Below are 10,680 nucleotides of genomic sequence, written 5' to 3' on the forward strand. Positions count from 1 at the left end.
GTGGCCCTCGACCAGCAACTGGGTCGCAAGACCCCCCAATCCGTGAAGGACGCGGCGGCGGGCAAGCGCTAGCACTGCACGCGATCCTCGGATCGGGGCCCGGCAGGTTCGCCTGCCGGGCGTCGTCGTGCCCCGGCGTCGTCGTGCCCGGGCGTCGTGCTCCGTGAACTACGAGGATGAGCGGTGTGGGGCCTTCATGCCGACGAGGTGTTCGGAGACCTCCCAGATGCGGCGCGCGTCGTTCATGTCCGTCATGGGTGCCCAATGTTCCCGGGCGACGGGGCGTCCGCCGGTGGTGCGCCTGGGTCCGAAGAACTGGTCGCCGCTGGGGTCGGGCGCAGTGGCTGCCATGAGCGCCGGCAATGCCGCGCTCTGCGGGGTGCCGGCCAAGCCGACCCGGGAGAGGACTCCGATGAGGCGGCGCTCCGGCGGTATGCGGTCGCGGCCCATCCCGGGCTGTGCGGCCAACAGGTTCGTCGGTGAGATGCCGGGGTGTGAGAGGTTGCTGCTGATACCCCATCCTTCGACGCGGCTCCTTGCGTCGAGTTCGCGGGCGAACAGGCCGACGGCGATCTTGGATCCGGTGTAGGCCGTCATGACGTCGTAGCTGTGCTCGTGGTTCAGGTCGTCCCAGTTCAGGAAGCCCTTCCTCGCGGCGACGCTGCTCTGGTGGGTGACCCGTGCGCGGCCTTCCTTCAGGAGCGGCAACAGGCCCAGGGTGAGGGCGAAGTGGGCGAGGTGGTTCGTACCCCATTGCAGCTCGAACCGGTCACGGGTGACCTGTCGAGTGGGTGGGCGCATCACGCCGGCGTTGTTGACCAGGATGTTGATGGGCCGTCCCTCGGCGGCGAGGGTGGTGACGAGGGTGGCGACGGATGCCAGGGAGGACAGGTCCAGGGATCGGGTGCTGACGCTCGCGCCGTCGATGGTCGTGCGGATGCGTTCGGCCACGGCGGCCCCCTTGTCCGGGTTGCGGACGGGCATGATGACCTCGGCTCCAGCCTGTGCGAGGCGGGCGGCGATGACGGCGCCGATGCCGTCGCTGGCGCCGGTGACGACGGCGAGCTGTCCGGCCAGGTCAGGGATGGGAAGGTCGTGGTTCTGTGGCATCTGAGGGTCCTTCGGTAGAGGCCGGGTGATCACCGGAATCGGTGCCTGAGTTCATGCTGTACCGGTTGCCACACCCCAGCCAGGACCTGTCGATCCACGGATGACGAAACAGCGGACAGGAGGCGATGCTGCGACGCCTGGTGTCGCGGGCTGCGACGCACGATGCGGAGAGGAACGATCAGTTGCTGATGGTCTGCGTGCCGATGACGGTCAGCAGTTGCAGTTTCTCGTGGCTGTCGCTGCCCGGCACGGCCGTGTAGACGAGCAGGCGATGGGACTGGTCCGGATCGAGCAGGGTCTGGCAGTTCAGGTCTAGGCGCCCCACGGTGGGATGGAGGAACCGTTTGAACTCGGGTGGCAGCACGCCCACGTCCTGCGCGTCCCACACCCGGCGGAAGTCCGCATCGTCCTGCAGGAGTGCCGCGAGTTCAGCGGCCCTTGAACCCGACCCGCGGAGCGCGATGAGCTCGCGCAGGCCCGAGGCGTAGACGCGGGACAGCTGCTCACGTTCCTCAGGTGGATATGCTTCCCTGACTGACGGGTCGGTGAACCAGCGGTACCCGATACTGCGTCCTGGGCCCGTACGCAATGAGGCATCACCGAGTACGGCCAGGCCGAGCGGGGTCTGCCGGAGGGTGTCGCCCACCTCGGTGATGATCTCCGCCGGCGTATCGGTCAGCCGGTCGAGGATCCTCATCAACCCGGGGCTCACGAACTCGCTCGCCGAGCCCCGTGGCGGGGGCGCATGTCCGGCGAGGCGAAAGAGATGATCCCGTTCACCGAGAGTCAGATGCAGCCCCTGAGCGATGGCGGCGATCATCTGCTCCGAGGGGTGAGGTCCTGTGCCGCGCTCCAATCGGGCGTAATAGTCGGTCGACATGTGGCACAGTCCGGCCACTTCCTCGCGGCGCAGACCACTGGTCCTCCGCCGCTGACCCCTCATCAGGCCGACGTCCTCCGGCTGCAGCGATTCACGACGAAGTCGCAGAAACGAGCCCAGACCGTCACGATCGATCATGCGGACCTTCCCTTCATGGCAGGTCTTCCGTCCAGCAAGTCGACGCTCGACCATCCAGGGTCTGCCGATCCACCCATGGAGCGCTTTCCGGTCGAGGCGTTCGTCGAGCCCGCCTCAGTGGACGACGTCGTAGACGGCCTTCACGACACCATTGGGGTAGTTCTCGGACTCGCGAAGGCGCAGCTGTTGCCGGTCCCTGTCCATGGTGCTGAAGAGTCTCTTCCCGGCACCCAGCAGGACTGGGAACACGAGGAGGTTGTACCGGTCGACGAGATTCGCATCGGCGAGGGCCCGCGCGAGTTCGGCACTGCCGTGGACGAAGATCGCGCCGCCGTCGCCCTGCTTGAGTGCGGCTATATCCTCGACGGATCGCAGGATCTCCGACGGGCCCCACCCGTCGATGAGCGCGTGCTCGTCAAGACTCGTCGAGACGACGTACTTCGGAAGGTCCTTGTAGGCCGCATGGTCCTCCGATCCGACCCAGATGGGCGCGAACGCTTCATAGCTGCGGCGCCCGAACATGAGCGCTGTCGTCTCCGCCAACTCCTCCTCTTTGAGGGCGAAAGCCTCAGGAAGGAACTCGGTGCTGAAAACCCATCCGCCACCGCGGTGCCCCTCTTCGACCCCACCGGGGGAATCGACCACACCATCCAGCGACATGAATCCCGTCCACACCAGTTCCCGTGACATCAAAAACCTCCCTTGGTTCATCCAGTTGCCTACATGTACACGGTAGACGCAGCGCGCAGCAGGAATTCATCGGTTGCCTTGGTGAATGGTTCTGAGTCTCATGTGGGCTCCTGATCCGCGCGGGAGCACGTCCGGTATCGCCCGGGCGGAAGCGAGCGTTCGCGGTGGAACGCTCGGCTGAAGGCGTAGACGGAGGTGTAGCCCACATCGGCGGCGGTGTTCTCGAGGGGATCGTCGGTGTCGCAGGCGAATCCTTCGTCGGTAACGCGAAGGGTAGGACGCGCGACGGGGGATCCCGTCAGGTGCAGTCACCTCCGGCTCTACCGGGCGAAGATGTTGGTGTGGACCTCAACCCAGTTGTCGCGGTTCAGATCAGCTGTGTCGTACAAGTCCAAGACCAGCGTCAGCTGAGGCAGACTCCAGCTTCCCCCTGGCGAGACGGTGACCAATTGACCATGACCGCGGCCACACCCTCCGATGAAGTCGTCGTTGTCGACCGCGTACGCGCAGTAGCCCTGGTCGTCATTCATCGCTCCTATGAAGTAGGCAACCTGATTCTGCTCGGCCACCTTCCTGACCGAGTCCGCGTTCACGCTCTCGTCTATGACGACGTCCGGTAACCGGTCCGCCGCGGTGGCCTCCCGGTCCAGGGCCGTGATGCCGTATTCAGCACCACTGCATCCGCCGATCAGGATCAGTGTCGAAGCCAGGGCTGTTGCCGCTGCTGCCTGCTTGAAGTGCATCATCGCCCCCTCGACAGCCGCCAGAGCATTACCTCGTCATGACGCTATCAACGGGCACAGGCGCTTCTGACGCGTAGCTCCGGATTGGAGCATCGAGCCCCCTTGATGCGGTGACCGCCGGGGGTAGCGGAACGCCGGCCACACCGAATGTCGCAATGAATGTACCCGCTACACGCGCATCCGATCATCGCCAGTCACCCGTGGAGCCCTAAAACCTGTAGCTGTGAATCACAGCGGTGGGTGGCGTGGCTTTCACAGCGTTCGATGGCCGACCGACGTCCGTATCAGGATCGACATCCGGCGCTGGAAGAAGACTTCTGGATCAGTTCAGTTCCGTGACGAAGCCGATCTTATTGCCGTCCATGTCCGTGAGTTCGAAGAACTCGACGACATCCTGAATCCGCCGCAGCTCGCTAACCCGGAGCCCGAGTTCCTTGAACCTCATGTGCTCTTCGGCGGCATCTTCGACGCTGATGTTGACGGACAAACCCTCGCACCCAGCGAGCTGTGGAGCCAGCGCAAGCTGAAGCCAGAAAGGGCCGAGGTCGAATTCGACGAGACCGTCGAGAGGGATCTGCGCGGGCTCCCCAAGCTCGAAAGCTGATGTATACCAGGCAACTGCTGATTCCACATCACGGACTGGCACACCGATGGTCACTGCTTGCGCTCTCATCCGGGCAACCTAGCAACCCGCCCATGAAGTGGGAAGGACCATCGGGCGCTTCAGAGCTGGAGGACATGACTATTCATGCCCGCGAGCCGGTCCTGACCGAGAATATGACGGCGATCATGGGAACCCGTGAGCGACAACTGCCGTGCCGAACTCATAAATTCTTGCCCGGTCCGACAGGCGAGATCTACCCCGTTGCCTCGTAGGTCGCCGGTACAGCCGCGATAGGGAGAGTGGCGATGGTCTCCCTGAACACGTCGGCTTGTCCCTCAAGCCTCCTGATCAACGCGCCGGAGTGCTTCGCTCTCGTCGGTTGCTGACCGAGGGCGCGGGTTGCTGATGCCTCTAGTTGCGCTGCCCCCACCATCGCCGCACTGGCCTGCAGGCTCAGAAGCGCCGTGGTGATCTCTTCTTCGTCATGGTCTTGATAAGCCTGTTCGATGCGCTCTATCCGACCGGCCAGGAGTGCGCTGAAGGTGGTCAGGAAGTCCAGTGCGACGTACAGGTCAAGATCTTCGACGAGCTTCGCCAATGCGGTCGTGTCAAAGACAGGAATCATCGGGTGCCTTCGAGTGCTGGTAACCCCCGGTATTCATCAGTGTCCGGAATTGACTGACTCGAGGTAACGCTGCACCGCGAGCTTCGGCACCCGGTAGGAGCGACCGAAGCGGATGCTCTCCATCGCCCCGGACTGCATCAATCGATACACCGTCATCTTCGACACCCGCATACTGGCAGCTATTTCTGCGACCGTCAGAAGGTCTGTCGTCATCGATGTGTTCTGTGCCATGACTACCCCAGCTCCCCGTATCGTGTGCCACGTTGGCCACAGTCTTAACACTGAACTGTTCCTGCTGGTTACACACGAGTAGTGACTACCTGTTCCACAGCCCCGTCGACCAAGTACCAGGCAGGCCGCCGGCTCCTGGTGTCACCGCATCCGATGGATGCTGAGGCGCACCCGCAACGGACGCTGGCACCACATCACCGCCGACGCTTCAAGCGGTGGATGGGCGAAGTGACCCGAACCTGCCGGGCAGTCGATGAGGAACCAGAGGCAACCGATGGACTCCGAGGCCTAAGCCGGCCCCTCGATAGGACTACCCGTCCCGTGCTCGATCCAAGGGCCGGTCCCGGTCACCGGGCACGTGGCATCCAGAGCCTTCGACATGGTGTCGTGATCGGTCGTGGGGAGTCCGTACGTCGAGCTGAGCATGGCGATGTCACGATCGACGCGACCGTCGCTCCACAATGCGTCATAGCGGAATCCTCGAACCTCGCGACGCAGCCACCTGGTGGTGCGAGGGTACGCGGTCACCCGGACAGCGATCGGCGCCTGATCGCGGGTCGACCAGGTGCGGGCATGCCGCAATACCGCACCCAATCGGGTGACGGCGAACGAGGACTCGGCGGTCCCGGCATCGGAGAACGACGCCATGCCTCCGTACAGGGTCAGGGAATCCGAGGCGGCTTCACGAAGATGATGTTCCCCCTGGATGTCCTCGAACAGCCGAAGGAGCCGATCAGCGGCATGGATTCGCGCCTCGTCCCCCTCTGCCTGAGCGACCACACGGACATGAGCGATGGCGGCGATGGCATCACTCTGGACCGACTCGACCGTTTCCCGCTTCGTACTCATGCCCTCATCCTATGGATGCGCCAGAGCAGCCTCATCAAGGAGGCCCTGTCGGGAATCCCTCAGCGGATGATGCATCCTGTGGAAGCGAGGATCCATTGGTCGAAGGCGTCCAGGTGGGCATCAGGCGAGACACCTGTGAGGTCGACACGCGTGGCGTTCCGGCCGCTCTCGACGAACCGGTTCTTCTGCTCGGTGGTCGACTTGCCGTGCTCGGCATAGATAACCAGGGTCGGGACAGCGAGGCTCTCCATTCCTCCCACCGCCGCGACATGCGGCAGTGAGGTTCCGGGGCATCACGTCCCGCTCGAACCGAGGGTACAGGCCGTCCTCGCGTTCATCGAGGACCGCTTCCCATGAGCGCGACAGCGCACGGCGCCGAGAGCGGCAAGCGCGGACTCCTGGTCGCATACGGGCCGACCATGACCTTTCGGAGTCCCGCCGCCGGCGTCGCACTTCACAAGGACGAGTCGGCGCACCCCGGCTGGATGAGGGCGCCCAGGGACGGTGCTGTACGAGCAACGCCGTCAGCAGACAGAAGAAGACCCCCGGAGTCTCGAGGACTCCGGGGGTCTTGTCTGTAGCGGTGGTGGGACTCGATCCCACGACCTCACGATTATGAGTCGTGCGCTCTAACCAGCTGAGCTACACCGCCCTAAATGAGGCTGCCCGCACCGATCGGATGATCGTCACGGGCCCCTCATTCATGAGCCCCCCACCGGAATCGATCCGGTGACCTCGTTCTTACCAAGAACGCGCTCTACCACTGAGCTAGGGGGGCAACAGCAACAAACTTTACCAGTTCCCTGCCGCTGGTGCGAAATCGACAGCGGCCCGAACGGGCCGACCCCTGATTCCGCGTCGGACCCGCGCGGGGCGCGGGTCCGACGGGGTTCGACTAGCTAGTTCCTACCACTGCTCGGACTGGGCGCTGGAGCGTCCTGCTCCGGCTCCCGCACCCTTGGTGTAGCGGGGCTTGCGGGTGGCGTCGCCCGAGAAACGGGTGTCGCCGTCGCGCTTCGGAAAGTCCTTCTTGAAGGGCTTCTTGAACTCGCCAGCACCGCGGTTACCCGAGGGCTTGCGTCCCTTGTCGAGCTCGAGGTGGATGAGCTCACCGCCGATGCGCGTCTTGGAGAGCGCACGCAGCTGGTCCGTGGACAGGTCCGCGGGCAGCTCCACGAGGCTGTGGTCGGCGCGGATGTCGATGCCGCCGATCTGCGAGGAGGACAGGCCGCCCTCGTTGGCGATGGCGCCGACGATCGAGCCCGGCATCACGCGCTGGCGACGCCCCACCGCGATGCGGTAGGTGGCGTTGCCCTCGGTGAGGGTGCGCGTCGGGCCACGGGAGCCGAAGGCGTCCTTGCGGCCCTCGGCCCGCTCGCGCTGGCCGGCGGGAGCGACGGGGATGTCCTGGACGAGGATCGGCTGTCCGCCCTGCGCCATGACGGCGAGGGCAGCGGCGATCTCGGTGGCGGGCACGTCGTGCTCGCGCTCGTAGTTCGCGATGAGGTCGCGGAACAGTGCCACGTCCTTGCCTGCCAGCGTCTGGGTGATCTTGTCCGCGAACTTGCTGAGGCGCAGTTCGTTGATCTTCGCCGTGGAGGGCAGCTGCATCTGCTCGACGGGCTGGCGCGTGGCCTTCTCGATCGAGCGGAGCAGGTACTTCTCACGCGGGGTGATGAAGAGGATCGCGTCACCCGAACGTCCTGCGCGGCCGGTACGACCGATGCGGTGGACGTAGGACTCCGTGTCGTTGGGGATGTCGTAGTTCACGACGAGCGAGATGCGCTCCACGTCGAGGCCGCGGGCGGCGACGTCCGTGGCGACGAGGATGTCGATCTTGCCCTCGCGCAGCGCCTCGACGGTGCGCTCGCGCTGCTGCTGGGGGATGTCTCCGTTGATGGCTGCGGCTGTGAAGCCCCGTGAACGCAACTTGTCCGCCAGGTCTTCCGTGGCCGCCTTGGTACGGACGAAGGCGATGATGCCGTCGTAGTCCTCCACCTCGAGGATGCGGGTCATCGCGTCGAGCTTGTGCGGGCCCATGACCTGCAGGTAGCGCTGACGCGTGTTGGTGCCCGTCGTCGTCTTGCCCTTGACCGAGATCTCGGCCGGATCGTTCAGGTACTTCTTGGCGATCCGGCGGATGGCCGGCGGCATGGTCGCGGAGAACAGTGCAACCTGCTTCTCGGCGGGCGTCGAGCCGAGGATCTTCTCGACGTCCTCGGCGAAGCCCATGCGCAGCATCTCGTCGGCCTCGTCGAGGACGACGTACTCGAGGTTGGAGAGGTCCAGCGACCCCTTCTCGATGTGGTCGATGACGCGACCCGGGGTACCGACGACGACCTGCGCGCCGCGGCGGAGGCCGTTGAGCTGGGGGCCGTAGGGCGATCCGCCGTAGACGGGAAGGACAGTGAAGCCCTCCATGTGCTTGGCGTAGGAGGTGAAGGCGTCGGCCACCTGCAGCGCGAGCTCGCGGGTCGGTGCGAGCACCAGGACCTGCGTGTTCTTGCTGGGTCCGCCGTTGACGTCTGCGAGTTCCGCCATCTTCGACAGCGCGGGTACGGCGAACGCGGCCGTCTTGCCGGTGCCGGTCTGGGCCAGGCCGACGACGTCGCGACCTTCGAGCAGCGCGGGGATGGTTGCTGCCTGGATGGGTGAGGGCTTCTCGTAGCCGAGGTCGTTCAGAGCCGCGAGGATGCGGCCGTCGAGATTGAGCTCGGTGAAGCGGATGGTCACGCCGTCGTCGTCGGACTCCGGAGCGGGAACCGCTGCGGTGGTCTCGGTGACGGGGGTGGTGTCGGTGATGTGCTCGGACAGGTTTTCAGGCACGGAAAGAATTCCTCCAGATAGGTGCCGGACGGCCTGAGGATGGAGCCCGCAGAGCCGAATGAACATGGATCCGGCACTGTTTCAATCCCGAGGCCGAGCTCCTCGTCACACTGTGTTCTCTGCTCTCTCAGCAGTGATGTGTGACGTTTCTTCTAGCCGGCGCTCCCTGATGAATCTGCTCGCGAGTCTTCGCTCCGAGCCCCAACACAACCTATCCGGCCCGAAAGGGGCGGAAATAAAGGGAATACCGGTGTGGGGGATGTTTCCAGTCTACGGCACGTACGCCCCGTCGCGCTCCACGAGGAGGCCATCCGGCAGGTGACGTTCGGCACGTCAGGCCGGCGAGGCGACCTTCAGGGCCTGCAGCGCGGCCTTGCGGACCTGCGGGGTGAGGGCGAGGTGTCCGGCCGCCGCGGCATCGAGCAGTGCGTGCGCCTGGCGTTCGTCGGGGCCCGCGTAGACCTGCGCAGCGGTGACACCGTGCTCGGGGACGCTGGTCACCCGGATGGTGTCACCCGCGGAGACGCTCCCCTTGGTCACGACGCTCAGGTAGGTGCCCACCCTGTTGGCCTCGGCGAAGCGCTTCACCCAGGACCTCTCGCCGAGGTACCGGGCGAAGTTCACGCAGGGCGTCCTCGGCATCGTGACCTCGAGCACCACCTGCTCCCCCACGCTCCACCGCTCGCCGATAACGGCGTTGGAGGCGTCGATCCCCGCGACGCGGAGGTTCTCCCCGAACAGGCCGGGCGTCACCTCGCGCCCCAGCTGCTGTGCCCAGAACTCGGCGTCGTCCTGGGAGTAGGCGTAGAGGGCCTTCGTCGGTCCCCCGTGGTGCTTCCGGCTCGCCTGGATGTCGCCGGTGAGTCCGAGCGGATGGACGTTCACGGGCCCGTCGACCGCACGCTTGTCGATCGCAGTGACCCCGGTCGAGTCCTTCGTGGGGAGGAGTTCGTGCACGCGGCAGACGGCGAGGAGGATACCGGTGGTCATGGCGACCATCCTATGCGGCGCCCGCACCCGCGCTCCCGATCAGGGTTCGAAGCGGTAGCCCATCCCACTCTCGGTCACGAAGTACCGCGGCGAGCCCGGATCGGGCTCTAGCTTCTTGCGCAGCTGCGCCATGTAGACGCGGAGGTACTGCACGTCCTTCGCGTAGGCGGGTCCCCACACATCGAGAAGGAGCTGCTGCTGGGAGACGAGCCGGCCCGGATGCGCGATCAGCCGGTCCACGATCTTCCACTCCGTGGGCGTCAGCCGGACGTCCTTCCCGTCCTTCACGACCCGGCGCGCACCGGCGTCGAGCAGGAAATCGGGCGTCTCGAGGACGGGTGCGTCGGCCTCGACGGCCGCACGCCGGGCGGCCGCACGGAGCCGCGCGAGCAGTTCGTCGAGGCCGAAGGGCTTCGTCACGTAGTCGTCGGCCCCGGCGTCGAGGGCATCGACCTTGTCCTGCGATCCATGGCGGGCGGACAGCACGATGATGTGCACCTGCGACCAGCCGCGGATCCGACGAATGACCTCCACCCCGTCGAGGTCCGGCAGGCCGAGATCCAGCACGATGATGTCCGGGTGGTGCTCTGCCGCAGCGGCGAGCGCGGTCTCGCCGTCGACGGCTGTGACGCACTGGTAGCCGTAGGCACGGAGATTGATCTCGAGGGCGCGGAGGAGTTGCGGTTCGTCGTCGACCACCAGCACCCGCGTCACAGGTCCGCCCCGGTCGAGATCGGCAGGCGGATCACGAGCGTCAGCCCACCGCCAGGGGTCTGCTCGGCGTCGAGCACGCCGCCCATGACCTCGGTGAATCCCTTCGCCACGGCCAGGCCCAGTCCGACGCCGGCTCCGGACGGCGCGTCGTCGAGGCGCTGGAACGGGCGGAACATGGTGTCCACGTCGTCGCGGGACACCCCCTGGCCGTGGTCGATGACGCGCAGCTCGCTCGCGGGGAAGCCGTTGATGAGCGCCTGCCGGCGAGGTACGGGCCCGG

Annotated in this window: 13 protein-coding genes and 2 tRNA genes; 1 reads left to right on the forward strand and 14 read right to left on the reverse strand. The window is 65.6% G+C overall.

Going from position 1 to position 10,680, the window contains the following annotated elements:
• Positions 1-168: 168 nt before the first annotated feature.
• The 4 genes from CVO76_RS09395 to CVO76_RS09410 form a co-directional block, all read right to left on the reverse strand.
• Positions 169-1,110: an SDR family oxidoreductase gene (locus tag CVO76_RS09395; RefSeq protein WP_208739064.1), complete on the reverse strand. Its 942-nt coding sequence runs from the start codon at positions 1,108-1,110 to the stop codon at positions 169-171.
• A 178-nt stretch (positions 1,111-1,288) separates the two neighbouring features.
• Positions 1,289-2,128, reverse strand: coding sequence for a helix-turn-helix transcriptional regulator (locus CVO76_RS09400; RefSeq protein WP_208739065.1), 840 nt, complete (start codon positions 2,126-2,128; stop codon positions 1,289-1,291).
• Positions 2,129-2,242: 114 nt separating this feature from the next.
• A complete protein-coding gene (locus CVO76_RS09405) occupies positions 2,243-2,818 on the reverse strand; it encodes a dihydrofolate reductase family protein (RefSeq protein WP_133082359.1) in 576 nt (191 codons plus the stop codon).
• A gap of 320 nt (positions 2,819-3,138) precedes the next feature.
• Positions 3,139-3,561 carry a hypothetical protein gene (locus CVO76_RS09410; protein ID WP_208739066.1) on the reverse strand — a complete coding sequence of 141 codons (423 nt, stop codon included), beginning with the start codon at positions 3,559-3,561 and terminating at the stop codon, positions 3,139-3,141.
• A gap of 223 nt (positions 3,562-3,784) precedes the next feature.
• On the opposite strand from CVO76_RS09410, the gene CVO76_RS09415 reads away from it, so the two are divergent.
• On the forward strand, positions 3,785-4,165 hold the full coding sequence (locus CVO76_RS09415; RefSeq protein WP_208739067.1) for a hypothetical protein: 381 nt from the start codon (positions 3,785-3,787) through the stop codon (positions 4,163-4,165).
• Positions 4,166-4,418: 253 nt separating this feature from the next.
• On the opposite strand, the gene CVO76_RS09420 is transcribed toward CVO76_RS09415, so the two are convergent.
• The 10 genes from CVO76_RS09420 to CVO76_RS09465 form a co-directional block, all read right to left on the reverse strand.
• Positions 4,419-4,790: a hypothetical protein gene (locus CVO76_RS09420; RefSeq protein WP_208739068.1), complete on the reverse strand. Its 372-nt coding sequence runs from the start codon at positions 4,788-4,790 to the stop codon at positions 4,419-4,421.
• Positions 4,791-4,826: 36 nt separating this feature from the next.
• Positions 4,827-5,021, reverse strand: coding sequence for an excisionase family DNA-binding protein (locus tag CVO76_RS09425; protein ID WP_208739069.1), 195 nt, complete (start codon positions 5,019-5,021; stop codon positions 4,827-4,829).
• A gap of 288 nt (positions 5,022-5,309) precedes the next feature.
• Positions 5,310-5,870 carry a hypothetical protein gene (locus tag CVO76_RS09430; RefSeq protein ID WP_208739070.1) on the reverse strand — a complete coding sequence of 187 codons (561 nt, stop codon included), beginning with the start codon at positions 5,868-5,870 and terminating at the stop codon, positions 5,310-5,312.
• 59 nt (positions 5,871-5,929) lie between these two features.
• A complete protein-coding gene (locus CVO76_RS09435) occupies positions 5,930-6,121 on the reverse strand; it encodes a hypothetical protein (protein ID WP_208739071.1) in 192 nt (63 codons plus the stop codon).
• Between the two features lie 327 nt (positions 6,122-6,448).
• Positions 6,449-6,522 (reverse strand) — tRNA-Met (locus tag CVO76_RS09440).
• 54 nt (positions 6,523-6,576) lie between these two features.
• Positions 6,577-6,648 (reverse strand) — tRNA-Thr (locus CVO76_RS09445).
• 128 nt (positions 6,649-6,776) lie between these two features.
• Positions 6,777-8,762, reverse strand: a complete 1,986-nt coding sequence (locus CVO76_RS09450; protein ID WP_133082352.1) for a DEAD/DEAH box helicase — start codon at positions 8,760-8,762, stop codon at positions 6,777-6,779.
• A 267-nt stretch (positions 8,763-9,029) separates the two neighbouring features.
• Positions 9,030-9,686: an MOSC domain-containing protein gene (locus CVO76_RS09455; RefSeq protein ID WP_208739072.1), complete on the reverse strand. Its 657-nt coding sequence runs from the start codon at positions 9,684-9,686 to the stop codon at positions 9,030-9,032.
• Between the two features lie 39 nt (positions 9,687-9,725).
• The gene (locus tag CVO76_RS09460; protein WP_133082350.1) at positions 9,726-10,400 is read right to left on the reverse strand and encodes a response regulator; all 675 of its coding nucleotides are present in this window, start codon (positions 10,398-10,400) and stop codon (positions 9,726-9,728) included.
• On the reverse strand, positions 10,397-10,680 hold a 284-nt coding region (locus CVO76_RS09465; RefSeq protein ID WP_244185848.1), incomplete at its 5' end, for a sensor histidine kinase. The genes CVO76_RS09460 and CVO76_RS09465, both read right to left, overlap by 4 nt.

The organism is Arthrobacter agilis (assembly GCF_002953615.1).
Classification (GTDB): Bacteria; Actinomycetota; Actinomycetes; order Actinomycetales; family Micrococcaceae; genus Arthrobacter_D; species Arthrobacter_D agilis_B.